Source organism: Cognatishimia sp. 1_MG-2023, from assembly GCF_030548175.1.
GTDB lineage: Bacteria > Pseudomonadota > Alphaproteobacteria > Rhodobacterales > Rhodobacteraceae > Cognatishimia.
This window is the reverse complement of the sequence record NZ_JAUORX010000001.1, coordinates 48,697-72,113: the sequence shown is the minus strand read 5'-3', so window position 1 is coordinate 72,113 and position 23,417 is coordinate 48,697. Positions and strand designations below refer to the sequence as shown.

The window sequence follows — 23,417 nt, the reverse complement described above, 5'->3', positions numbered from 1 at the left end:
ACTTACAACGTCTGTTCTAACAAAAAAGCCCCCGAAAATGTCGGGGGCGCATGGGTTACCTTTTGGGTGTCCGTTACCGGCCCATGCGCCTATTTCCAACAATGACGACTAGCTTAAACATGCGTCAGGTCCTTCTTGTGTTGCAGCGGACATTATGGCTGTGGAAAACAGGCGTCAACAGGCAAACGTCGAAAATATATGTCGCAAGGTCATTTTTTTCTTTTCATTTATTGCGCATGGCGGTCATTTTGGCATTTTTTCGCAAAGATCAGGCTGAAATTCCCTAAATAACCACCCCAGTGCCCTGCAAAACCCCATGCTCGATCGCATATCGCGTCAATCCAGCCGTTGAGCTGATGCCCAACTTCCGTTTGATATTCTTGCGATGGGTCTCAACTGTGCGGACAGAGATATTTAATTCAATGGCAACTTCTTTGTTGGACTTTCCTTGCGCCAATTGCAGCAGAACCGTTTGCTCTCTACTTGTCAGCGGTTCGCGGTCATCGCTGTCATTGGGTTCAAGCGAACCTTTGGCACCTGTGCATAGATAACGCTCGCCACTCATCACCGTATCTATGGCCGTCTTGATTTCATCGGTTGGCACATCTTTTAGAACATAACCGCGCGCGCCATGGCTTAGTGCAGTAGAGATGTATTCCGGGCTGTCATGCATCGTTAGGATCAGAATATGCGTGTCCGGTTTGCTTTCCAAAATCATCTCTGTCGCGGTCAAGCCGCTCAGATCGGGCATGTTTAGGTCCATCAAGACCACATCCACGGTGTTATTCTTTAAGAAACCAACCGCTTCGCGCCCATTCGTCAATGTTGCTTTGACTTCGATGTCATCAAAGCTTTCCAAAACAGATTGGATGCCTTCTGCGACCATTGGATGGTCGTCAACAATCACAACAGAGACTACTTCACTCATGTCTGTGCCTTTCGTTTGGTTGCGCCATCTTGCTCAGGAGGGAGCAATTGGCTCAAAGGAATGTCCGCGACGATCACAGTACCATGTTTACTGGAATGAATACGCAACGTGCCACCAAGCTGCTCAACGCGCTCTTGCATGTTCCGTAATCCCAGCCCACCCACGGGACCAGATCGAGAGGTTTGCTGTGGAATGCCGCCACCATTGTCGCTAATGCGCAAAGTCGCGCCGCGTTTATGGCCGCGCATGTCGATCGTTACTTTTGTCGCGCCCGCGTGCCGTTCGATATTCGTCAAGGCTTCTTGGGCAATACGGTAGAGCGAGAACTTAGCGTCTGGGTTCAGGCGGTTGCGAAACACCACGGTGTTGATATCCGTTTCAATGCCAGTCCGGCTGCCGAATTCTTCGGTGAGGGCACGCAGGGCAGGGCCTAATCCAAGGTCATCCAAAACACCCGGACGCAAATCCCGCGAAATCCGCCGCACCTCGTGAATGGCGGTCGAAAGGTGCCCCATGCCGCGCTCTAACGTTTCGCCAGCGCGCTCATCGCCTGCGGTCATGCGGCGGCGCGTACTGTCCAAAGCGTAACGTACGCCAACTAATATCTGCGAAATACCGTCATGCAGTTCGCGGGCCACTCGGCCACGTTCTTGTTCTTGGGCATCAAAAACCCGTTGCGTCAGCTTTTTGAGCTTAACGTCAGCAAGCCGCCGCTCCCGGATGTTGATCACCAAACCAGACAAGAACACCAAAAGCACCGCGCCCAGGGTAATGCCGCCGATATATAAGAACGTTCGCTGCACGCGTGCTTCTACCTCTGCGCGTGCAGCCGCAGTTGTGCGCAAGATGTCATCAATAAACACCCCCGTACCAACCGCCCAACGCCAACTGGGGAAAGAGGTCACGTAAGAAATCATACGCACTTCTTCACCGGTGGAGGGTTTTGGCCATAAATGCTCGACGTAACCGGCACCATCACGCGCAGTGTCGATAAAATTGGCAACTACTGGCGTGCCAGTCGAATCACGCAAGTCTATCCAGTTCTGATCAATCAGCTCTGTTTGACGAGGGGAAACCAGGTTGTTGCCGTCATAGTCATAGACAAAGAAAAACCCTTCGTCGCCATAGATCATCGCCGCCAAAATTTGCATGACTTGTTGCTTTGCAAAATCATCATCTGGCGCAGCATTTCCGTAGATGAAGTAGAACCCGTTACGTGCTTGAGTTACATAGTTTTTTAGCTCTGCCTTCTTGGCTTCGATAAGCTGCGTTTCAAGCGCTTGGATTTCGCGTTCCGCAAGTTGTCTTGATTGGTTTGCAACAAGCAATGAAATGGCTGTCACCGCCAAGATCAAAGGTAGCGTTGCCAGAAGAAATAACTTCTGCCCGTAAGAAAGACGTATGTGCCGAAACAATTCTCGCATGGACGATTCGAATAGGGGCTCCTTCGCTCGAATCATAGTGTGTTTTTTAGAAATGACATTGAACAATGCTCAAAAATGATGCGCAAAAACCGAGGTTTGTCTGAAAAATACCTAATTTCAGAACCCAGCTACGTAGTTATAGGTATTTTCACAAATCCCCTGTGTGAGTAGGCTCTTCACACTACTAACGGTCCGCTCTTCTGGTTTGATCACTAGAATGAGCACAAATATTCTGGGAGGAAACTTAATGGATCGTCGTTCATTCCTAAAAACTTCAGCAATCGGTGGCTCAGCAGCCGCAGCCACAACATTGGCAGCACCTGCTTACGCCCAAGGTAAGCGCACGCTCACCATGGTAACCTCCTGGCCACGCGGCTTTGCGGTTCTTGATGATGCGGCCACATACATGGAGAACATGGTTTCTGAAATGTCTGGTGGTTCTTTGACCATCGACAAAAAAGCACCAGGCGAGCTGGTTGGCGCGCTGGAAGTCTTTGACGCGGTAACATCCGGTCAGGCTGACATGTACCACTCTGCCGACTATTATTTCATCGGTCAGCATCCAGGTTACGCATATTTCACAGCGGTACCATTTGGCGGCACAGCACAAGAAGTCAGCAACTGGTATTACCATGGTGGCGGCGAGCAGCTGCATGACGAGCTTGGCTCGATCTTCAACCTAAAAGGCCTACTGGCAGGTAACTCTGGTTCTCAGTCTGGTGGTTGGTTCCGTAAAGAGATCAACTCTGCGGCTGATTTCAACGGTTTGAAATTCCGTATGCCAGGTCTTGGCGGTAAAGTTCTCGGTAAATTGGGCGCATCTGTTCAGAACATTCCGGGCGGCGAACTGTACCAAGCGCTGTCTTCTGGTGCGCTTGACGGCCTAGAGTGGGTTGGTCCAATGGCCGACGAACGCGCGGGCTTCCAAGAAGTTGCAAAAATCTACTACACAGCGGGCTTCCACGAGCCGGGCTCTGCTCTGTCTTCTTCCGTCAACCTAGACGTTTGGAACGAGCTGTCTGACCAGCACAAAGCAATCCTGCGTTATGCATCCATGGCGACAACACAGTTCCAGTTGGCAGAAACTCTGTCCAACAACGGTGCGGCACTGGCACGTCTGCAAGCGCAAGGCGTTAAAACAATGCAATTCCCTGATGATGTTTGGGATGCATTCGGTGCAGCGTCTAAAGAAGTTATGGACGAAAACATGGGTGACGAATTGTTCGCGAAGATCCGCACATCGTTCGAAGCATCCTTGGCGAACTCTTCTTCTTGGATCAACAAATCCGATGCTTACTACGTACAGCAGCGTATTCGCGTTCTGGGCGGCTAAGTAGCGTCTTATTCACAGTGGTCCCGGAATTCCGGGGCCACTCTTTCGTTCTCGCCACGGTAGGAGTGGTTTGAGAACGGCACACTGACCTCAGGGGGACATCATGGAAGACACTGGCGCCGCCAGCTTCGGGCAGATCCTTTCTGCTCTCGGGGATGGCATTGTCTGGGGTATCCAGAACATCCTTATGGCATTCGCAAACATTGCTTATGCTGTTTCACATCCGCAGTTATGGCTAGATTGGTCTGACAAAGAAGCCATCATGCGGTTCGTTTATTTCGGCGGTTCTGTCGAGTTTTTCTTTGCAGCCTTTACCATCTTCTTGATCGTTACAGCGATTGGCCTTTGGAAAAACAGCGTCCTTTGGGCCGTTGTCCGCGTGCTAGAAGGCATGGCTAATACCATCGGTCGCTTCTTTGCTTGGGCCGGTCTTTTGATGGTGCTGCAGCAGATCATCATCGTCTTTATGCAACGGATTTTCACACGGCCAGACATCGTCTTTGGCTTTGGTATTCCACTGCAATTTGACATCAGCTGGTACGCCGAAGAGTTGAAGCTTTACAATGCGTTGATCGTTGCTCTTTGCGCAACTTACGCCTTTGTCCAAGGCTCGCATGTGCGCGTTGACCTTGTGTATTCAGCCGTCAGCTACCGCACCCGTAAAATCATCGACATGTGTGGCTCGATCTTCTTTATGATGCCAATGGCTGTGATGGTCTGGCTCTATGGTTGGTACTTTATGTGGCGCCATTTGATCGTTCCAAAACCATCCGCCAGTGACACATTGGAACGGCTCTTGCTGAAATCCAAAGCACTGCGCTGGAACGTGGAAACCATTGGCTTCTCGCCAAATGGGTTCACCGCATATTTCATCTTTAAAATCCTTCTCGTGGCATTCGCAGGTCTCGTGTTCCTGCATGCAATTGCCTTTTTCTATCGCTCGTACCTTGAGCTGAAAGAAGGCCCTGAGAGCGAAGGCAAATACCTTGACCGTGATTCACTCGGTGAAGGCGAAGAAGCCTTCGAAGGCACGCACTGAGGTAGGGGACAGAAACAATGTTATTCGGACTTGATGGGGTCGAGATCGGCCTGATTATCGTCTTCCTCTGCCTGTTCGGGGGGATTCTTTCGGGCTTCCCCGTGGCATTCGCCATTGGCGGGGCAGGGATCATATCATTCGGGATTATCGCCGCACTTGATAGCGCCGGCATCCTAATTCACCAAGCGATCGACACCGCGTCGCCGCTATACAACGACTTGGTCAACCAAGGGATCAAAGCAGACACAATATCTATCTTTAGATACCCGGATCTGCCGAGGATCGCAGAACCGGTCTTTCCAAGTGGTTGGGAAACCGCCATGGACCGTAACCTATCGTTCATTGTGAACCGCATGAACGAGCGTGTGCTTGCAGGTCAATCCATCGAAACGCTTTTAGCTGTTCTGATGTTTGTTCTGATGGGTATCACACTGGAACGCTCTAAGATCGCGAACGATCTGCTGACAACGATGGCGCGCGTCTTTGGTCCGCTGCCAGGTGGTTTGGCTGTGTCTGTTGTGGTTGTGGGCGCGTTTCTAGCGGCCTCTACAGGTATCGTTGGTGCAACTGTTGTGACCATGGGCTTGCTGAGCTTGCCAACCATGCTGCGCAACAACTACTCACCGGAATTGGCGACTGGTGTCATCGCGGCATCTGGCACATTGGGTCAGATCATCCCACCATCCATCGTGATCGTCCTGCTAGGGACACTCGCGGGTGACTTGTACTCCGGCGCTCAAGAGGCACGGGCACAGGTTGCAGGTTGTACGGATGCTTTGACCTACTTGGGTGAGCCTGCGGTTGTATCCGTGGGGACCTTGTTCCAAGCGGCACTTATCCCAGGGATCATGCTGGCTGGGCTGTATGGCTTGTACGCCTTTGGCTACGCCATGATGAACCCAACCAAAGCTCCTGCTGTCACACTTGGTAAAAGCGGTGGCGAGATCACAACACGCAACGAACGTCTGACATGGTTTGTCATTGCACCTATCGTGTTGATTGGCGGTTTGATCGCGATGAACTCTGCCAATATCGTCGGCAGCCAGTCCATCTTGGTTGATAGCTATTCTGACACGGGCCAAGCAGCCAGCTTGCGCACAAACGTCGGTGCAGAATGTCAGGCGTCCATGATCGAACTGCATGGTCAAGAAGCTTGGGACTTTGCTGTTGCTGAAAACGAGGTCATCAACGCAGCTGGCGGCGTAGAGCAATCTCGCCAACTGACGCCAGAAGAGTTATCTGCCAAAAAGGCCGAGAAAATCGCGGCAGCTGCACCTATTGGGTCCGGTTTGGCGATTGGTATGGTGCTAATGGCATTGATCTTGACCACGGCACGCGGTGTGGCTCCTTCAGCTGACACAAAGCCTTTGCTTATCGGCGCGGCAGGGATCGTTCTTACGTTGCTCGTGGATGTGGTTCTGTTGTCTCCGGTGGCGACGGCAGGTGAACGCCTTGTTCTCTTTGCTCTCCCGTTGTTGGCGGTGCTATATGGCGCCAAATACGCGGCGGGTCTGCTTGGCAAGAACGAGCTTCTGCGCGTGGTATTTCCACCGCTGGTGCTGATCATTGCTGTGCTCGGTTCAATCCTTGGTGGCATCACAAACCCAACGCCAGCAGCGGCACTTGGGGCAGGCGGCGCGCTTCTGCTCGCGGCTTATCGTAAGCTGCAAGAAGAGGGCAATTCCGGCAATGTCATCCTGCAGGCATCCTTTGCCATCGTTGTGATGATCCTTGTGGGTGTGAACTTTGATCTACGGATCAACCAGCCGGGTGCTTCGACCGAAAGCTGGATCGCGTTCATCGTGGCCTATGGTGCGTATCTCTTTGCAATGTTTGGCATTTTGTTCAGCTGCTGGGTTCTTTTCCGCAATGCGGTCATGACACCAATCGTGCGTGAAACAGCCAAAGTCACCTCGATGGTCTTTACCATTCTGATCGGCTCTCAGATCCTCAATCTGGTGGTCATCTCCTTTGGTGGCGAGCATTACATCCAGCAGTTCCTGCGGGCCTTTGACAACGAGTTTACGGTCTTCTTGCTGGTTATGTTGGTGCTCTTTGTTCTGGGCTTCGTGTTGGATTTCCTAGAGATCATCTACATCGTTATCCCAATCGTTGGTCCGGTCATCTACGGCGGCAGCTTCGATCCAAAGTGGGTAACAATCATGATCGCTGTGAACCTTCAGACGTCCTTCCTGACACCGCCATTCGGCTTCGCGCTCTTCTATCTGCGCGGCGTTGCACCGGCGTCTGTCACGACACGCCACATCTACCGCGGGGTTGCACCCTTTGTGTTGATCCAGGTGGTGGGTCTTGGAATTCTCTGGTTCTTCCCAAGCATCGTGACAATCTTGCCAGCGCTTATTGGCAATTGATCGGCAACCAAATACTTAAAAGAAAAGGGGCCCTTAGGGGCCCCTTTTTACGTAACAGATGATCTAAGAAACACCGTTAGCGTACGGGTTCAGAAGACGTTGGTAGTTTGATTTTCGCCACTTGTTCTGCAATCGGATCCGCCGCCGCGGGCAGATCATCTTGGTGAATAGTCTCAGGCTGTTGAATCGGCTGCCACTTGTTGCGCAAAAAGACCTCAAGTCCCGAAAACCGTGCCTTGTATCCCATCTTATCACTGCCCGGAACCCAATATCCTAGATACACGTAGGGCAGGTTGGCCTCTTGGGCGATGCGGATATGATCCAAGATCAGATAGGTCCCAAGCGATTGGCGCATCAGGTCTGGCTGAAAGAAGCTGTAAACCATACTTAACCCGTCTTCCAAGACATCGGTCAAGCAAACTGCTGTTAGTAAACGATTTTCTGCGTTCGTATATTCAACCACACGCGTTCGGATCGGCGTTTCTTCGACCATTGCCGCGAATTCAAACACATCCATATCTGCCATACCGCCATCCGCATGACGCGCATCCAAATAGGTGCGGAACAGTTCGTATTGCTCCTCAGTCGCCCAAGGTGATGTCGCTTTACGACGCAATCCTTCATTCCGCTTTAGAATACGGCGTTGGCTTTTGGATGGCTTAAACTTGCGCACATCAATGCGCGCCGACAAACATGCTGAACATTCGGTGCAAGATGGCCGATACAGCACATTCTGCGAGCGACGAAAGCCTTGATGCGAAAGCGCGTCGTTTAATTCAGCCGCGTTATCGCCTTGTAATGCTGTGAATAACTTCCGCTCCATACGCCCTGGTAAATACGGACACGGCTGTGGCGCCGTTACATAAAACTGTGGGGCAAGGGGCAGGGAATGACGCATAGGGGCCGCATGTTTTGTTCAAGTCTTAGAAACTCTAGCAACGGGAAGCGGCCCCGCCAAGCGAAATGCAATTAATATCGAGCGGCTTTGTTAATCACGACAGAGCCAAGCACGTGATCTGTTAACCCTTGGGATCGCGATGACGTCATCATCAACACAATCGAAATGATCTGCAGGACAAAGAACGTGAACGAAACGCTATAACCCAGCGTGTGCATAAACGCAGTTCCCAGATCAAAGCGATCGCCATGTTGGGTGCGAAATTCAATGCCAAAGAACCGCATACCAAGCGTTGCAGACCCGTTGGTTAACGTAATAACGCGATATGCAAAGCCGACGACCATGATAAGGAACGGGAAAAAGAAGATGCCGGTAAAGGCTGTGAACGGTAAAATCAGGACACATAGAATGCCGATCAGAACCATATCTGCAATCCAGGACAGAAACCGTTTCATCGGAACATCAGCGTAAAACTCAGGTTGCGACACAGGATCGGGTAGGGCGTAAGCGCGGGTATTCATGGCTCTCCAAGCTCAATAAGATGGGCTCCCGCAGAAACGGGAGCCAATTGCATTTATACTATATATCAGGCGTCTGCGCGATTTTCTTCACGTTCTTGCGCAGCTTGTTTTGCGCGCTCGTCCATAAAGTCATCAAACTCAGACTTGTCTTTTGCTTCACGCAGGCGTTCAAGAAACGCCTCAAAGCTCGCTTGCTCATCTTCCAAACGCTTGATCATCTCATCACGATACGAGTCAAACGCAGAGTTACCGGTTGGCCGCGTCACATGCATGCGGCGCTTATGAGTGCTACAGGAACGGTTTTTGCTAAACATGCGTTTGCTCCAGATCATGTAAAAGAGAAGTGCCAAACCAACTGGCCAGAAAAAGACGAACCCAAGGACCATTGCCGCGATCCAAGCGCCTTTGCCTTTGCTATCCAACCAAGCCTCTGTGCGTGAGAACCATCCCATATGGGAAGTGTCTTGGGCGGCGGTCGCTACAGGTGTCATTAGTATCTCCGTGGTTAATTGTTAATGTGAATGCCTTTCACATGACTACAGATGGGGATGCCATTTAAGGAAACAAGAGGTAATGTAAAACTTTTTAACATCACGGTGATTTTATAAGTTTTCACAATAGGATAGAGCCACAGCCCATACGTAAATTCCCACTTCCATATAACGTATAATGGTAATTATGTTATTTATTGATGTGGTGGAATATCCAGAAACGCTGAATTTCCCCAATAAATACGGCTTTATCGCAATCTAACGCCGCCATACTGTGGACAGCCCTCAGAAATTCAAGCTAAACACGTTCTATATTCGAGGAACGCAATATGTCATCAATTCTTATCCTAAACGGTCCAAATCTAAACCTGCTCGGCACACGTCAGCCCGAGGTTTACGGTAAGACCACTTTGCAAGATATTGAAAACATGTGCGTCTCTCATGGGGAATCCTTGGGCGTTTCAGTGAGCTGCATTCAAAGCAATCACGAAGGCGCGCTCGTGGACGCAATTCATGCGGCCAAAGGACAGCACGACGGCATCGTATTAAACGCCGGCGCGTACACCCATACTTCTATTGCACTGATGGACGCCATTTCGTCCGTCGCCCTACCAGTTATTGAATTGCATTTATCCAATATTCACGCCCGTGAAAGCTTTCGCCATAAGTCCTTCATCGCGCCCGTCGCGGTTGGTCAGATTTGTGGGTTTGGTGCTCTGGGATACCGTTTAGCGATAGATGCGATGTTAAATCACATCGGAAAATAAATGCCTGACGCAATTTTGCGCTACATCTCAGACATGACCAACGCCGGAACGCTCGAAGAGCTTTGGACCATGCATGTTAATAAAATGGCCGAATACGGATTTGATCGTCTGATCTATGGCTACACGAACTTTCGCGTCGATTACAATCTTGGTGATCCCGAAGATTTCGTCATTCTGTCTAATCACTCACGCGAGTATCTGGATCCGTTCTTTGGCGAACGCATGTTCTTGCACGGCCCTATGATCAAGTGGGCGTTGAACAATGTTGGCGCGTGTAGCTGGCGTTTGATGGCCGAATTGGCCGCGAGCGATGGGCTAACGAAAGAGCAAGCAGACGTTTTGGAATTCAACGCCACGCAAGGTGTTGCCACAGGTTATACCATCAGCTTCAAAACAGTTTCGCAGCGCTCCAAGGGCGCAATTGGTTTGACCGGTCCCGTTGGCTCTACTCAAGATGAGTTGGATGCGATTTGGCAAGAACACGGCGAAGCGCTTGTACTTATGAATAACGTGCTGCACCTCAAAATCCTCAACCTGCCCTACAAGAACCCAAAACGCGCCCTGACGAAACGTCAGCGCGAAGTTCTGGAATGGGTATCTGACGGCAAAACAATCCAAGACATCGCGACCCTTATGGGGCGCACGTCTGCCACAGTTGAAAAGCACCTTCGCCTTGCGCGAGAATCTCTTGGCGTCGAGACCACACCTCAGGCGGTCCTCAAAGCCAGCTTCCTCAACCAGATGTTTACTTTCGAAGGCTAAACTCGCCTTTTGGATGGATAAAATTGTGGGAAAGTACGGGTTTCCTTACCTTACGTAACACACGTTTAGCGCGTAAACTTATTAAGTTCCGTGAGTGTGGCATTAGCCTAGGGACGCTAAGGGCGCAATCTCTGCAATTTCAGGGCTCTGCGCTCTTAAATTGCGACCTGTTCGCATTTAGGTGATTTGATTTTTTGGGATCATTTCGTCTGTTTTAGGCCCACCATCCCCATGTAATGGGTCTAGAGATTGAAACGACGCCTTGGGTTCGTCCTCTGGCGTCGTTTCTTTTATTAATCTAATGAAATCAGATCTGTAAGAACAAAAAACGCCGCCCATTTCTGGACGGCGTTTCTAATTTCAAAAGTCAGATGACTTAGCCTTGAGCGGCTTTAGCAACCTCAGCTGCAAAGTCTTCTTCTTTTTTCTCGATGCCTTCGCCAACTTCCATGCGAACAAAACCAACGATCTCAGCGCCAGCTTCTTTTGCTGCTGCTTCAACTGTCAGGTCTGGGTTGATCACAAAAGCTTGGCCCAGCAAAGTCACTTCGCCCAAGAATTTCTTCATGCGGCCAACGATCATTTTCTCGATCACTTGCTCTGGCTTGCCAGATTCACGCGCGATGTCGATTTGAACTTGCTTTTCTTTTTCAACAACAGCTGCGTCAAGGTCCGCTTCGGACAAAGACTGTGGGTTTGCTGCCGCGATATGCATCGCAACCTGCTTACCGAATGCTTCGTCGCCGCCTTTCAGCGCAACAAGAACACCGATGTTACCCATGCCAGCAGTCGCTGGGTTGTGGATGTAGGATGCAACAACGTCACCTTCTACAGTCGCCATGCGACGCAGAGACATGTTCTCGCCGATAGTCGCGATGTTGTCTGTGATCACTTCGGAAACAGGCTTGCCGCCCAGGTCCGCTGCGTTCAGCGCGTCAATATCTGCAACGTTCAATGCAGCACCCGCGATACCAGCAACCATGGCTTGGAAATCAGCGTTTTTGCCAACAAAGTCGGTTTCAGAGTTTACTTCAACAGCAACACCTTTACCGCCTTCAACTTGAACAGCCACAAGACCTTCTGCCGCAACACGGCCAGATTTCTTTGCAGCTTTCGCCAGACCTTTAGTACGCAGCCAATCAATTGCTGCCTCTTGGTCACCGTTGTTTTCAGTCAGCGCTTTTTTCGCGTCCATCATGCCTGCGCCGGTCATCTCGCGCAGTTCTTTCACCATTGCGGCAGTAACAGCCATCGTGGTTCTCCTAATATTTGATAGGTCGTTAATGGGGGCGGGTGTACCCTGCCCCCATGTCAGAAAAGTAACGCTTACGCGCCTGCAGGAGCTTCTTCAGCAACAGCTTCTTCAACTGGTGCTTCTTCGAATTCGCCCAGATCAACGCCAGCAGCGCCCATCATTGCAGACATGCCGTCCAGTGCCGCACGTGCAACAAGATCACAGTACAGAGCGATCGCGCGGGACGCGTCGTCGTTGCCTGGGATGATGTAGTCGATGCCGTCAGGAGAGCAGTTGGTGTCAACAACAGCAACAACAGGGATACCCAGTTTGTTTGCTTCTGCGATGGCCAGTGCTTCTTTTTTCACGTCGATGACGAACAGCAGATCAGGAACGCCGCCCATTTCGCGGATACCGCCCAAAGACGCTTGCAGTTTCGCTTGGTCACGTTCCATGCCCAGACGTTCTTTTTTGGTCAGACCTTCTGCACCAGAAACCAATTTCTCGTCGATTTCTTTCAGACGGTTGATGGACTGAGAAACTGTTTTCCAGTTTGTCAGCGTGCCACCCAACCAACGGTGGTTCATGAAGTACTGAGCGGATTTCTCAGCAGCATCTGCGATCGGCGCAGCTGCTTGACGCTTTGTACCAACGAACAGTACGCGGCCGCCTTTAGCAACAGTCTCACGAACAACGTTCAGAGCGGCGTCCAGCATTGGAACAGTCTGTGTAAGGTCCATGATGTGGATACCATTGCGCGAGCCATAAATGAACTCACCCATACGAGGGTTCCAGCGTTGTGTTTGGTGACCAAAGTGTACGCCTGCTTCTAGCAGCTGGCGCATTGTGAACTCAGGAAGAGCCATGCGTGTATTTCCTTTTTCCGGTTTACGCCTTGGTGGGGGAAGTAGGAAGCATTTGCTCCAACCGGCGGACCGTCAGGGATGTCTCCCCTGAACCAGCCCAAACCCCACCTGCGGGTTTGAATGCGCGCGGAATACATCGCTTTATAAAGGCTGGCAAGCGCTCTTTGCGTCTTTCGCACGTTTCGAACGAAAAATCGCGCGAAATCCCAGAAACAAAGGGGATTTAAGTGAAACCCTAGACCTCAGTCTTGGCTAAGTAATGCCCAGACTTCACATGCCGCCCCAGATATTCAGCCAAATCTTTGCGGTTCTTAAAATCAGCGACTGCAACTGGTTCGTGATACACAACGTCCACACGCCCGTGCCGCCGCTGCGCTAGCATTTGCAACATATGCGGGCCAAAATCCATGCCACCCCACCAGGCATAGAACCGTTGATCAACATGCTCCGGTGCATGGTAATTCACTGATACGGCCTGAATATGCGAAATCGGCTTTAAGCTTTCCGTAAAGAACGCCGCGAAAAGCGTTGATTTAAAATCTAAAACCCGCAGTGAATCTGTTGACGTGCCTTCTGGGAAAAACAACAACTTATGACCAGCTGATAGGCGATCTTCGAACACTTGTTGCTGCGCTTTGGCTTCTTTCCGGTCACGCGCGATAAAAACGGTGCCGGTGGCTTTTGCCAAAGTTCCGATCCCCGGCCAATTCGCCACTTCGGCCTTTGATACAAAATACGGTTGATCCTTGGCATTCAGCACAAAAATATCCAGCCAAGAGGCATGATTGGCCACCAAAGCACCCGGCAACCGCATCGGCCTGCCCTGCGTTTGAAATCCAATCCCCATAAACCGTAATACATTCCGGCAAACAAACTGCGTGATGCGCGGCGACCATGGGCGTTTAACCCCAAATATCGGCCGTTCAATCAACCGAACAAGCAGCAAAACAAGCAAGCCAACAATCAACAAAGAGAACACAAAGAACCCGCGAACACCCACACGCAACCAAGCCACGCCCTTAATCTCCGGATACTCCGGATAGCCATTCTCGCTATGCCAAGTTGGGCTGCTCACTTAGGCGCCTCGCGTATAAATGCTGCGTTGGGTGGCATTCAGCCGTTCGGTATCCATCACCAGACAAACGTCCGTTGTGTTAAACGCATGGTCCACATAAGCGCCCTCGCCCACATAACCACCTAGGCGCAGATAGCCTTTGATCAAAGCAGGCACCGCTAGCATCGCCTTGCGTCGATCTATGTCAACTTCGGCGTGTAAGTTCATATTTTGAAAGTGTTCTTTACGCGCGCGCACACGAAGGTCTTCGGGCGCTAAATGCCGATGATGCAACAGCGACAGCGGCGCAGACAAGGCGTCAATATCGGTGCCATGAAAACTTGCTGTGCCAAACAGAATATCAATCCCATGTTTCGCGACATATTCCGCAAGCCCATTCCACAAAACATACATCGCAGCCCCGCCGCGATAATCCTTATGCAAACAAGACCGGCCAAGTTCTAACAGCTTACGACCGCCCTCTTTCAAAACCGTCAGATCATATTCGTTTTCGGTATAGTATTTCCCGACCTTCGGCATCTGGTCATCACGTAACAACCTGTAAACGCCTATGATTTTATCATCCAAACCGCCCTCGCGGTCTTCATCCAACAACATCATATGATCAAAAAACGGATCAAACTCATCGCGTTCCAAACGCGCGTCGTGATCCACCATATCGCCCTGCCCGCCAAGTTCTTCGACAAACACGTCATAGCGCAACCGCTGCGCCGCGCGGATATCATCGGCAGTCTCAGCCATCTTTAGGACAAGATTTTGGGTCGCAGCGCGCATTGATAGATAAACCTGTTATTTTCTTTTGCTTTTACGGGGGACCAATGACCTTGGCAACTCTGCCGCCGCACCAGAATTCACTTCAAAATTTTCAATTCAGGGTTGAATTAGGCTTTCATTAACCATTACTTGTTTGATTAACAGGAAAGAGACCAACACGCTGACTATCTAGAACAACCTTTCCAACCTCTTGGAAGTTAACCGTAATTTTCCCGGAGATATTGGATTGGACTTGGCCAACGCCCCAATCAGGCTGGTCAGGATGCTGCACCAGCATACCCGGTTCGAAAAAGGCGTTTAGGTCTTCCATACTATTGCTCCAATGGATTCATGTATCTGTATGTCAAATTTTGCCGAACTTGTAGCCTCTCGTATTTGCCACGATCTCATTAGCCCCGTTGGCGCCATTTCCAATGGCGTTGAACTACTCGCAATGACTGGCGCACAAAGCGAAGAGCTACAGCTTGTCAATGACAGCGCCCAAAATGCCAGCGGCCGCGTGCGCTTCTTCCGTGTGGCCTTTGGTGCTGCAAATCCAGAACAGGTCATTTCCTCCGCCGAAATCAAAGGCATACTCGCAGATCTGGCCGGAGACCGCCTGCAATACGATTGGCAGGCCAAAGGCACCTTCCCACGCCCTGCCCTGCGCGCTTGCTTCCTCTCGATACTTTGCATCGAACGTGCCTTACCGCGCGGCGGATACCTGTTCATTCAGGAAAAAGAGGACACCTGGCACATCCAAGCCAATGGCCCGATCCTAAAGATCGACGAATCCCTCTGGCACCCCATGTCCCAAGGCCGTCCTGCGGATGAAATCACACCTGCAACGGTGTCTTTCGGCCTGCTGCCAATGGCAATATCTGATTTGCAAAGAACATTGGATATCCAGCTTTCGGAAAGCCAGATATCCATTTCTTTTTAATCGCTTAGGCGCGGGTCGTACCATCACCCACGACAAGATATTTAAAGCTGGTCAGTTGCTCTGCACCAACGGGGCCACGTGCGTGCATTTTGCCGGTCGCAATGCCAATCTCTGCACCCATCCCAAATTCGCCACCATCGGCGAACTGCGTGGACGCATTTCGCATCAAGATCGCTGAATCCAACCGCTCAAAGAACCGGTCTGCGATGGCGTCATCTTCGGCCAAAATACAATCCGTGTGGCTGGAACTAAACGCGCGAATATGGGCAATCGCACCGTCCACATCATCCACAACTTTCGCCGCAATATCCATGTCGAGGTATTCTTTCCCCCAATCATCGGATGTTGCAGGCATTGTGCCCTCGATGGTTTGCAACGTTTCGTCCGCGTGAACACGCACGCCGGTATCAACCAACATGCTGACAATGTCCTTGCCCAAAGTCGCTGCGATGTCTTTGTGGATCAACAAACACTCTGCCGCGCCACAAATTCCCGTGCGTCGCGTTTTGGCATTTAGTATTACTTCCAATGCCTTACGCGGATCAGCTGATGCATCAACGTAGATATGAACGATGCCCTCAAGATGCGCAAACACCGGCACCCGCGCCTCGCGCTGTACTAGACCGACCAAGCCTTTACCACCGCGCGGCACGATCACATCAACGGTATCCACCATGGTTAGCAATTCTTGAACCGCAGCCCGATCACGCGTTGGCACCAATTGCACTGCATCTTCTGGCAAACCAGCGGCTTTCAATCCTTCAACCAAACACGCGTGGATGGCGCCCGAGGAATGAAAGCTTTCCGAGCCACCGCGCAAAATCACCGCGTTGCCTGATTTTAGGCAAAGCGCACCAGCATCCGCCGTCACATTCGGGCGGCTTTCATAGATCACACCGATCACCCCCAAAGGCGTACGCACACGTTTGATGTTTAGACCAGTCGGACGATCCCAATCTGCCATGACCTGCCCCACAGGATCAGCCTGCCCCGCAACTGCACGCAGCCCGTCGCAGATCCCTTGGATGCGTGCATCATCCAGCATCAAGCGATCCATCATCGCAGGGCTCAGCCCTTTGTCGCGGCCGAAATCTAGGTCTTTTGCATTCGCTTCAACAATCTCAGCGCGACGCGCCCAAACCGTGTCAGCCGCCACCATAAGCGCTTTTTCCTTGGCCTCGGCCGGGGCAAAGGCCAGCTCTGCGCTTGCGGCTTTGGCGCGTAGGCCAATGTCGTTCATCAGGGCGGGTATATCTGCGATATCTTTCATCAGATTTTTCCTTTGCAAGGGTTACGAGGCCAGATGCTTCTGGCAGAGAGTAAGTAATAGTTAGATTGCCATGTCGTCGCGATGGATCAAGGCCGTGCGCCCAACATACCCAAGGATCGACTCAACAGCGGTGCTGTGCTGACCCATGATATTTAGAGCCTCCGCCGCCGTATAGGCACACAATCCTTGCCCAAGCTTCCGCCCATCCGTGGCGTGTATTTCAACCGGGTCACCGCGCTCAAATTGACCAGACACAGCCGTCACACCCGCAGGCAACAGGCTGTTGCCACGCGACAACGCCGCCTCGGCGCCGGCATCAATCGTCAGGATACCCTGCGGCTTCATCGAGCTGATCCAACGTTTGCGCGCCTGTTGTGGCGTCACTTGCGCTGTAAACCAAGTGGCCCGCGCACCGTTTTCCAATGCTTGCAAAGGACGCTCAACAGACCCTTCGGTGATCGCCATCGCACAACCGCCAGCCGTCGCCGTTTTGGCCGCCAATAGCTTGGTGATCATGCCACCTTTGGAAAGCCCCGATACACCCTCGCCCGCCATCGCTTCGATCTCGGGTGTAATCGTATCAATGACATCAAAATATTGCGCATCTGGATTTGTATGCGGATTGTCTGAATAGAACCCGTCCACATCCGACAACAGAACCAACTGATCTGCGCCGGTCGTCAACGCGATCTGCGCCGCCAAACGGTCGTTGTCGCCATAGCGAATTTCATCCGTGGCAACGGTGTCATTCTCGTTCACGATGGGCACAACGCCTAATTTCAACAAATGCCCCAACGTGGCCCGTGAATTCAAATACCTGCGCCGGTTCGCGCTGTCTTCTAGCGTCACCAGCACCTGTGCTGTCGTGATCCCATGAGGTGTTAACGCTTCTTCGTATGCGCGCGCCAACCGGATCTGCCCAACAGCCGCCGCCGCTTGTGATTGCTCAAGCGGCAAGTTGTTTGTGGGCAAACCCAAAACACCGCGCCCCAAAGCAATCGAACCAGAGGACACGATTACAACATCCGTGCCGCGCGATTTCAGCCATGCCACATCCAGCGCCAAAGCTTGCAACCAATCCTTCCGCAACGCCCCGGTCGTCCGATCCACCAGTAAGGCAGACCCGATTTTGACAACCAGACGTTTTGCAGAACTTAAGGTTGCCAAGGGGTTACGTCCTCATCCTGAGTCTTTAGGCGAACTCGATTGTCGTCGATTTGCGCGCGCAACGCCCGCAACACATCAACAACATTCTCTTGGCTCGCCCCAGACATCATCATGACTGGGCCGCCAACAACGGCTTCTAATTCTTCTTTCAAGAACTTGCGCTCTTCGGGATCCATCGTGTCGATTTTGTTCAACACGGTGATGCGCGGTGTATCCGCCAGAACCCCACCATAGGCTTCTAGCTCGCCAATGATGGTCTGATAATCCTTCGCCGGATCACCAGATGTCCCGTCAACCAAATGCAACAAGACGGCACAACGCTCAACGTGCCCCAGGAACAAGTCACCAAGCCCCCGGCCCTCGGATGCACCTTCGATCAGGCCCGGAATATCAGCCACAACAAATTCCACACCATCAACGCCAACGACGCCTAGGTTTGGATACAGCGTGGTAAACGGATAATCCGCGATCTTGGGCCGTGCATTGGATGTAGACGCCAAGAATGTGGATTTACCGGCATTCGGCAAGCCAAGCAGACCAACATCAGCAATCAGCTTCAACCGCAGCCACAGCGTACGCTCTACGCCCTCTTGGCCCGGATTGGCGCGCCGTGGCGCTTGGTTGGTCGAGGATTTAAAGTGGAGGTTACCAAAACCGCCGTTACCGCCCTTGGCCAACAACACGCGCTGCCCAACCTCGGTGATGTCAGCGATCAGCGTTTCCTGATCTTCGTCCAGAATTTCGGTTCCGACAGGAACGCGCAGAACAATATCATCGCCGCGCGCACCGGTACGCCCACTGCCCATGCCTGCTTGGCCGGAGCGTGCGAAAAAGTGCTGCTGATAGCGGAAATCAATCAACGTGTTCAAACCGTCAACGGCTTCGGCCCAAACGTAACCGCCATTGCCGCCATCGCCGCCGTCAGGTCCACCGTATTCGATGAACTTCTCACGTCGGAATGACACACAGCCACCGCCGCCGCCGCCGGAACGGATGTAGACCTTTGTCAGATCGAGGAATTTCATGTGGCCGGTCCTTTCAGGCGGTGATTATCCCGCCTGATACAGCAAAGACGGGGGGAGTCTCAATCCAGTTTTAGACTATATGTCCAAGTTGGTACCGGAGCGTTACGCGCAACAGAGAAAGTTTCAGCATCTCCAAGGTATTGGAAGCCGGAGTTCGTCAAAACTCGTGCCGATGCTGGGTTGTCCTGAAACACGCTGGCGTACATAGTTTTGCTCTGCAACGGGTTTTTCGCAATCAAGGCGCGAACCGCTTCGGATGCAATACCCGTATTCCAATACGGTGGCGCAACCCAATAACCGATCTCGGACTTACCGTCATCAATCCGATCAAGCGAGATGATGCCCATCAGCTCAGCAGCATTATCCTTTGTGCCATCCATCGCCCAAACATCAGCAATCCGCTGCGCATTCAAAGAACGCGCTATAAATGCGTCCGTCGCACCAGGCGGCAAAGGATGAGGAATGACAGAGGTCATGCGTGCCAATTGGCGATCACTTGCATAGTGGTCAATCAAACCCTGATCTGAACGGCGCAAAGACCGCAAGTCAAAGCGTTGCGATTCTATCACCGGCTGGTTCACGATCGTATCGTGCATCATCAAAGTATCCCTCCAAACTTTTCGTCACCATTGTGAGTGAAACCACTCTAACAACGGCCTGTAACTCTTTCGCAATGCAGGAACTCCTGCCATTTACATTTCAATCTGACCTCCTCCCAAAGACCAAATTGTACCTACTACCGAGCTATCCATAGCGATATGGAATGGCCCCACCACGCTTACAAGTCTTACACACACGATGTGGCGCGATTGTGTAAACGTGAAAAGGGACCGGCCCCAAAGCCGATCCCCTAATGTCTTAAAAACCTTTAGGTCGGCTTACTCTGCGGCCTCCGCCACAGGGAGAACCGAAATAAACGTGCGGCCTTTCAGGCCTTTGTGGAACTTTACGTTGCCTTCGACAGTTGCAAAGATTGTGTGATCTTTACCCATGCCAACGCCTGCGCCCGGCCACATCTTAGTACCACGCTGACGCATGATGATGTTACCAGCCAAAACAGCTTCGCCACCGTATTTTTTGACGCCCAAACGACGACCCGCGGAGTCGCGACCGTTACGGGAACTACCACCAGCTTTTTTATGTGCCATATCGTTAGTCTCCTATACGTCTCTTACTTCGCCAACTCGGCAGCTTGTGCTACCCAGCCTTCGCGCTCGATGCGGCCTTTGAACGACAGTTTTTCGTCGAACTCAGCAATATCAGCTTCGCCCCATGCCGCGATTTGCGCGAATGTGGTTACGCCATTTTCAAGCAACTTCTTCTCAAGTGCCGGACCAACGCCAGACAGCTTTTTCAGATCGTCTGCGCCTTCGACTGCAGCCGCTTTAGGCGCTGCTTTCTTAGGTGCTGCTTTTTTCGCTGCTGGTGCCGCCGCAACTGCCGCAGCAGAAACAGAACCGGAACCGATAGCCGCTTTAACGCCAGACTTGTCTGCGCCAGATGCCAAGATGTCTGTTACGCGAACCAAAGTCAGTTTCTGACGGTGGCCAACAGTACGCTTAGAGCTGTGCTTACGACGACGTTTTACGAATTTGATCAGCTTTTCGCCTTTGATCTGGTCGATCACGTCGGCTTGAACAGCTGCACCGTCAACAAGTGGTGCGCCAACAACGGTTTTTTCACCGCCAAGCATCAGCACTTCGTTGAATTGAATTTTCTCGCCAGCGTCTGCAGCCAGTTTTTCGACACGCAGGATATCACCTGCCTGTACTTTATACTGTTTGCCGCCGGTCTTTAGGACTGCGAACATGCCCCAACTTCCTTCGAATTGATCGCGTTCTGTGGCCATCCGATTGGATGTTGTGGCAAAGCCGCCTCGAACTGCGCGTCCTGGTACGGACGTAATTACAACAAAACACGGCGCAAGGAGGTCCCTACGCCGATGCGCGCTTATGTTCCCATCACTATATCAAGTCAAGCCGTACTTAGGTGAAAACCCAATTTTCTTTGACGATTTTATCGATTACAGGTCTTCGCTGGGGCGCAATTTGTCCAAATGTTTGGCCAGATCGTCAAAACGGTCGCCCATGATCTTATAATGCACCGCATTCATCAGCTCATAAACCGTCTGCATTTTCGGATCTTCCAATGCCACCGCATAGATCTCCAACTCATCAGCCGAGAAGTCCTGATAGGTATAAGCCGCGCCCGCAATCGCACCCGCCTGCATTGCGCGCAGCGTCTCGGCTTCATTCTCAGCGATCTGCGCCCACAACATACCTTCATCCAAATCACGACGGATCACACCCGCCCGCGATGCCGCCAACAAGAACCGCACCTGAATTTGCTGAATGGCCTTTAGCCCCCAGCCCTCTGGATCAATCGCCGCATTCATGCGCTGGAAATACTCGATCTTTGGATCGCCATCTTTGACCATCCCCGCCACGATCTGACGGCCAGCAATCTGTTTCAGCTCATCATCATCAAAATGCGCGAGGTTTTCAGCCTGCACCAACCGCTGACCTAAATCGCTTTCGTAAAAGCCAACCGCATGATCCAGTAAATCTTGCTCAAGCTTTTCCTCAAGAATATCAACCGCTTGCTCTACCATCTCCGGCACAAGAAACGTCGCCGCTGATAGGTCAGTCCAGGTTTTACCAAACGCATCCTCTTCTAATCCCAGCATACTGGGTGCCCCACCTGCCCCAAGCGCGATGGATTCCACCGCAACATCAAAACCGGTGATCTTTAAAAAGTTCTCGACATCCGCCCGCTCCGCCGCTTGCGCCGAAAACGTCAAAGACGCCAATGACAAAACCGCAAGAATGGGCGTGAAAAGTTTAACCTTTGAAAGCTGTGGCACGAAGATCTCCCTATCGTCGATGGTGCACATTTCAACTTAGGGTCTTTGCGCTGACAAACAATGCAAATCATCCTTGCACCAGTCAATTTTCCGCTATACATCCCCGCCACCAGACCCCCGCGGAGAGGTGCCGGAGTGGTCGAACGGGGCGGTCTCGAAAACCGTTGTCCCTGCAAGGGGACCCAGGGTTCGAATCCCTGTCTCTCCGCCATTAGGCACCAAGCCCTTCGCATTCTAGCTGTCTGTCAATTTCCCAATCGCCGCTTTGATGCAAGGTCGGACAACTCCATCGCGTGTTTGGTCAACGAGAGATGAAAGCCAGTTCTCAGGCGGCTTCGCAACTGAAGGCCATTGGTTCACTTTATCAATGATCTGCTGTTCATCCGAGATTGGAGGCTCATCAACTGGATCACGGTCATTCAACACACACCAAATGCCCGCCCAACATCGGGCCACCGCCCAGGGATTATATCCTCCCCCACCCGTTACCCAAATGCGAGGTGCTAAGTTGCGAAGTGCATCTATTGTTTTAAAGTAGGCGCGATTTGAAAGCCCTAATTTCATCATGAGATCGTCCTCAAGTGAATCGGCTCCTGCTTGGATGACAATCGCCTCTGGGGCGAATTTCTCCACAATAGGAAGCAAGGCATTCTCGACAACATATGACATTTCGCTGTCGTTGAACCTTTCCGGGACGCAAAGATTGTATACCCCGTAATGTGGGTCACTTTCAGTGCCGGTGTGTGGCCAACAGTTTTCCTCATGAATCGAAAACGTCAGGACGTTTGGGTCATAGGCAAAAGCTGCTTCGACACCATCGCCGTGATGTGCGTCAAGGTCAATATAGGCGATGCGCCTCAGGCCCCTGTCCTGCATTGCCAACATCCCGATGGCAAGGTCGTTGAAATATCCAAACCCGGCGGCTCTTGCCGGATGAACATGATGGGCTCCTCCAAGCGGAGAATGTACGATACCGCCATCCGTTAGTAGCTCGGCCGCTTTCAATGCGGCACCACATGCTGTGGCAGCCCGCTCAATGACGCTTGGAAAAATAGGGTTGTCACCAGTTCCAAGTCCATATTTCTGGCGAATAAGAGGTGAGACACATTGTTCTGCCTCGGCCGTATATGCGGCATCAATGTAGGCTTGATCATGAAACGAGCGTAGCCTTCGTGGATGGACTTTGGTGCATTCGATTTGGCAACTGTCATCAAACCACTCTAGTCGCTGAATGATATCAAGTGCAGGCACAGTCTTTGGCCATGACAGGGGATGGGCTGATGCCTGTCCTGTGCGACCATAAATATCACTGCTTAAAAGGATCGGTTTGGCTGCCATAATTGTTCCGTTTGTCTTGTGAGGTTAAAAGGCTCTCGGACGGTACGAAGACTGAAAATTTATGTTCCTTCTTGCGATGCGCATCGTCAGCACGCAATCATTTCAATCTGCACATTCATTGAGGTACGTCCACCTTAACAGGACATATGCACGCCGTGCAGTATCGGTTGTGATGGGCTCAAAGTGGACATTAGCGCCTATGCCAAAGACATTCGGTTCTTCGCCTCTGCTCATACCGCAACATCATATTCATTTCGCTACCAAACCATTCCCAAACGTACGTTTCAACGCGGGAATCGTACGAATTTCCACAATGAACGCAGCGCGCGCCTTAAACGCAACGCGTTT

At 51.7% G+C, this 23,417-nt stretch carries 24 protein-coding genes and 1 tRNA gene; 7 read left to right on the top strand and 18 right to left on the bottom strand.

What is annotated here, in order from left to right:
* Positions 1-283: 283 nt before the first annotated feature.
* Positions 284-928 carry a response regulator transcription factor gene (locus tag Q4544_RS00390; RefSeq protein ID WP_303503109.1) on the bottom strand — a complete coding sequence of 215 codons (645 nt, stop codon included), beginning with the start codon at positions 926-928 and terminating at the stop codon, positions 284-286.
* Positions 925-2,352, bottom strand: coding sequence for a cache domain-containing protein (locus Q4544_RS00385; protein ID WP_303503107.1), 1,428 nt, complete (start codon positions 2,350-2,352; stop codon positions 925-927). The genes Q4544_RS00390 and Q4544_RS00385 overlap by 4 nt, the downstream gene beginning before the upstream one ends.
* Positions 2,353-2,599: 247 nt before the next feature.
* On the opposite strand from Q4544_RS00385, the gene Q4544_RS00380 reads away from it, so the two are divergent.
* The 3 genes from Q4544_RS00380 (at position 2,600) to Q4544_RS00370 (ending at position 7,096) form a co-directional block, all read left to right on the top strand.
* On the top strand, positions 2,600-3,685 hold the full coding sequence (locus Q4544_RS00380; protein ID WP_303503104.1) for a TRAP transporter substrate-binding protein: 1,086 nt from the start codon (positions 2,600-2,602) through the stop codon (positions 3,683-3,685).
* Between the two features lie 103 nt (positions 3,686-3,788).
* Positions 3,789-4,724 carry a TRAP transporter small permease subunit gene (locus Q4544_RS00375; protein ID WP_303503102.1) on the top strand — a complete coding sequence of 312 codons (936 nt, stop codon included), beginning with the start codon at positions 3,789-3,791 and terminating at the stop codon, positions 4,722-4,724.
* Between the two features lie 17 nt (positions 4,725-4,741).
* Complete coding sequence (locus tag Q4544_RS00370; protein ID WP_303503101.1) at positions 4,742-7,096, top strand: TRAP transporter large permease subunit; 2,355 nt, start codon at positions 4,742-4,744, stop codon at positions 7,094-7,096.
* Positions 7,097-7,172: 76 nt separating this feature from the next.
* Here the strand turns inward: Q4544_RS00370 and Q4544_RS00365 are convergent, their stop codons facing one another.
* The 3 genes from Q4544_RS00365 to Q4544_RS00355 all read right to left on the bottom strand — a co-directional run bounded on the left by Q4544_RS00365 (position 7,173) and on the right by Q4544_RS00355 (position 9,006).
* Complete coding sequence (locus Q4544_RS00365) at positions 7,173-7,994, bottom strand: arginyltransferase (protein WP_303503099.1); 822 nt, start codon at positions 7,992-7,994, stop codon at positions 7,173-7,175.
* Positions 7,995-8,065: 71 nt separating this feature from the next.
* The gene (locus tag Q4544_RS00360; protein WP_303503098.1) at positions 8,066-8,515 is read right to left on the bottom strand and encodes an RDD family protein; all 450 of its coding nucleotides are present in this window, start codon (positions 8,513-8,515) and stop codon (positions 8,066-8,068) included.
* Positions 8,516-8,580: 65 nt separating this feature from the next.
* A complete protein-coding gene (locus Q4544_RS00355; protein WP_303503096.1) occupies positions 8,581-9,006 on the bottom strand; it encodes a DUF2852 domain-containing protein in 426 nt (141 codons plus the stop codon).
* A 329-nt stretch (positions 9,007-9,335) separates the two neighbouring features.
* On the opposite strand from Q4544_RS00355, the gene aroQ reads away from it, so the two are divergent.
* Complete coding sequence (gene aroQ / locus Q4544_RS00350) at positions 9,336-9,773, top strand: type II 3-dehydroquinate dehydratase (protein ID WP_303503094.1); 438 nt, start codon at positions 9,336-9,338, stop codon at positions 9,771-9,773.
* Positions 9,774-10,535: a LuxR family transcriptional regulator gene (locus Q4544_RS00345; protein ID WP_303503092.1), complete on the top strand. Its 762-nt coding sequence runs from the start codon at positions 9,774-9,776 to the stop codon at positions 10,533-10,535. It abuts the gene before it with no gap.
* Between the two features lie 376 nt (positions 10,536-10,911).
* On the opposite strand, the gene tsf is transcribed toward Q4544_RS00345, so the two are convergent.
* From tsf to Q4544_RS00320, 5 genes are all read right to left on the bottom strand, one after another.
* Entirely contained in the window at positions 10,912-11,787 is an 876-nt protein-coding gene (gene tsf, locus Q4544_RS00340) for a translation elongation factor Ts (RefSeq protein ID WP_303503090.1), read from the bottom strand.
* Between the two features lie 74 nt (positions 11,788-11,861).
* A complete protein-coding gene (gene rpsB, locus Q4544_RS00335) occupies positions 11,862-12,635 on the bottom strand; it encodes a 30S ribosomal protein S2 (RefSeq protein ID WP_303503088.1) in 774 nt (257 codons plus the stop codon).
* Between the two features lie 235 nt (positions 12,636-12,870).
* Positions 12,871-13,710: a 1-acyl-sn-glycerol-3-phosphate acyltransferase gene (locus tag Q4544_RS00330; protein ID WP_303503087.1), complete on the bottom strand. Its 840-nt coding sequence runs from the start codon at positions 13,708-13,710 to the stop codon at positions 12,871-12,873.
* A complete protein-coding gene (locus tag Q4544_RS00325; protein ID WP_303503085.1) occupies positions 13,711-14,451 on the bottom strand; it encodes a GNAT family N-acetyltransferase in 741 nt (246 codons plus the stop codon).
* A gap of 151 nt (positions 14,452-14,602) precedes the next feature.
* Positions 14,603-14,794, bottom strand: a complete 192-nt coding sequence (locus Q4544_RS00320; RefSeq protein WP_303503083.1) for a DUF3553 domain-containing protein — start codon at positions 14,792-14,794, stop codon at positions 14,603-14,605.
* Positions 14,795-14,824: 30 nt separating this feature from the next.
* Here Q4544_RS00320 and Q4544_RS00315 point away from each other — a divergent pair, with 30 nt between their 5' ends.
* The gene (locus Q4544_RS00315; protein WP_303503081.1) at positions 14,825-15,406 is read left to right on the top strand and encodes a histidine phosphotransferase family protein; all 582 of its coding nucleotides are present in this window, start codon (positions 14,825-14,827) and stop codon (positions 15,404-15,406) included.
* 4 nt (positions 15,407-15,410) lie between these two features.
* On the opposite strand, the gene Q4544_RS00310 is transcribed toward Q4544_RS00315, so the two are convergent.
* From Q4544_RS00310 to Q4544_RS00280, 7 genes are all read right to left on the bottom strand, one after another.
* The gene (locus Q4544_RS00310) at positions 15,411-16,676 is read right to left on the bottom strand and encodes a glutamate-5-semialdehyde dehydrogenase (protein WP_303503079.1); all 1,266 of its coding nucleotides are present in this window, start codon (positions 16,674-16,676) and stop codon (positions 15,411-15,413) included.
* A gap of 60 nt (positions 16,677-16,736) precedes the next feature.
* A complete protein-coding gene (gene proB, locus Q4544_RS00305; protein ID WP_303503078.1) occupies positions 16,737-17,843 on the bottom strand; it encodes a glutamate 5-kinase in 1,107 nt (368 codons plus the stop codon).
* Complete coding sequence (obgE, locus tag Q4544_RS00300) at positions 17,831-18,868, bottom strand: GTPase ObgE (RefSeq protein ID WP_303503076.1); 1,038 nt, start codon at positions 18,866-18,868, stop codon at positions 17,831-17,833. The genes proB and obgE overlap by 13 nt, the downstream gene beginning before the upstream one ends.
* A gap of 59 nt (positions 18,869-18,927) precedes the next feature.
* A complete protein-coding gene (locus Q4544_RS00295; RefSeq protein ID WP_303503074.1) occupies positions 18,928-19,467 on the bottom strand; it encodes a GNAT family N-acetyltransferase in 540 nt (179 codons plus the stop codon).
* Between the two features lie 279 nt (positions 19,468-19,746).
* Entirely contained in the window at positions 19,747-20,016 is a 270-nt protein-coding gene (rpmA, locus tag Q4544_RS00290) for a 50S ribosomal protein L27 (protein WP_303503073.1), read from the bottom strand.
* A gap of 23 nt (positions 20,017-20,039) precedes the next feature.
* On the bottom strand, positions 20,040-20,678 hold the full coding sequence (locus Q4544_RS00285; RefSeq protein WP_303503071.1) for a 50S ribosomal protein L21: 639 nt from the start codon (positions 20,676-20,678) through the stop codon (positions 20,040-20,042).
* A 213-nt stretch (positions 20,679-20,891) separates the two neighbouring features.
* Positions 20,892-21,731: a DUF2059 domain-containing protein gene (locus Q4544_RS00280; RefSeq protein WP_303503070.1), complete on the bottom strand. Its 840-nt coding sequence runs from the start codon at positions 21,729-21,731 to the stop codon at positions 20,892-20,894.
* A 121-nt stretch (positions 21,732-21,852) separates the two neighbouring features.
* Here Q4544_RS00280 and Q4544_RS00275 point away from each other — a divergent pair.
* Positions 21,853-21,942, top strand: a tRNA-Ser gene (locus Q4544_RS00275).
* Between the two features lie 23 nt (positions 21,943-21,965).
* On the opposite strand, the gene Q4544_RS00270 is transcribed toward Q4544_RS00275, so the two are convergent.
* Entirely contained in the window at positions 21,966-23,069 is a 1,104-nt protein-coding gene (locus Q4544_RS00270; protein WP_303503068.1) for an acetoin utilization protein AcuC, read from the bottom strand.
* Positions 23,070-23,417: the final 348 nt, after the last annotated feature.

Coding starts and splice junctions, on each gene's coding strand:
- Q4544_RS00390 (WP_303503109.1), bottom strand. CDS start 928: ATGAGTGAAGTAGTCTCTGTTGTGATTGTTGACGACCATCCAATGGTC.
- Q4544_RS00385 (WP_303503107.1), bottom strand. CDS start 2,352: ATGCGAGAATTGTTTCGGCACATACGTCTTTCTTACGGGCAGAAGTTA.
- Q4544_RS00380 (WP_303503104.1), top strand. CDS start 2,600: ATGGATCGTCGTTCATTCCTAAAAACTTCAGCAATCGGTGGCTCAGCA.
- Q4544_RS00375 (WP_303503102.1), top strand. CDS start 3,789: ATGGAAGACACTGGCGCCGCCAGCTTCGGGCAGATCCTTTCTGCTCTC.
- Q4544_RS00370 (WP_303503101.1), top strand. CDS start 4,742: ATGTTATTCGGACTTGATGGGGTCGAGATCGGCCTGATTATCGTCTTC.
- Q4544_RS00365 (WP_303503099.1), bottom strand. CDS start 7,994: ATGCGTCATTCCCTGCCCCTTGCCCCACAGTTTTATGTAACGGCGCCA.
- Q4544_RS00360 (WP_303503098.1), bottom strand. CDS start 8,515: ATGAATACCCGCGCTTACGCCCTACCCGATCCTGTGTCGCAACCTGAG.
- Q4544_RS00355 (WP_303503096.1), bottom strand. CDS start 9,006: ATGACACCTGTAGCGACCGCCGCCCAAGACACTTCCCATATGGGATGG.
- aroQ (WP_303503094.1), top strand. CDS start 9,336: ATGTCATCAATTCTTATCCTAAACGGTCCAAATCTAAACCTGCTCGGC.
- Q4544_RS00345 (WP_303503092.1), top strand. CDS start 9,774: ATGCCTGACGCAATTTTGCGCTACATCTCAGACATGACCAACGCCGGA.
- tsf (WP_303503090.1), bottom strand. CDS start 11,787: ATGGCTGTTACTGCCGCAATGGTGAAAGAACTGCGCGAGATGACCGGC.
- rpsB (WP_303503088.1), bottom strand. CDS start 12,635: ATGGCTCTTCCTGAGTTCACAATGCGCCAGCTGCTAGAAGCAGGCGTA.
- Q4544_RS00325 (WP_303503085.1), bottom strand. CDS start 14,451: ATGGCTGAGACTGCCGATGATATCCGCGCGGCGCAGCGGTTGCGCTAT.
- Q4544_RS00320 (WP_303503083.1), bottom strand. CDS start 14,794: ATGGAAGACCTAAACGCCTTTTTCGAACCGGGTATGCTGGTGCAGCAT.
- Q4544_RS00315 (WP_303503081.1), top strand. CDS start 14,825: ATGTCAAATTTTGCCGAACTTGTAGCCTCTCGTATTTGCCACGATCTC.
- Q4544_RS00310 (WP_303503079.1), bottom strand. CDS start 16,676: ATGAAAGATATCGCAGATATACCCGCCCTGATGAACGACATTGGCCTA.
- obgE (WP_303503076.1), bottom strand. CDS start 18,868: ATGAAATTCCTCGATCTGACAAAGGTCTACATCCGTTCCGGCGGCGGC.
- Q4544_RS00295 (WP_303503074.1), bottom strand. CDS start 19,467: ATGATGCACGATACGATCGTGAACCAGCCGGTGATAGAATCGCAACGC.
- rpmA (WP_303503073.1), bottom strand. CDS start 20,016: ATGGCACATAAAAAAGCTGGTGGTAGTTCCCGTAACGGTCGCGACTCC.
- Q4544_RS00285 (WP_303503071.1), bottom strand. CDS start 20,678: ATGTTCGCAGTCCTAAAGACCGGCGGCAAACAGTATAAAGTACAGGCA.
- Q4544_RS00270 (WP_303503068.1), bottom strand. CDS start 23,069: ATGGCAGCCAAACCGATCCTTTTAAGCAGTGATATTTATGGTCGCACA.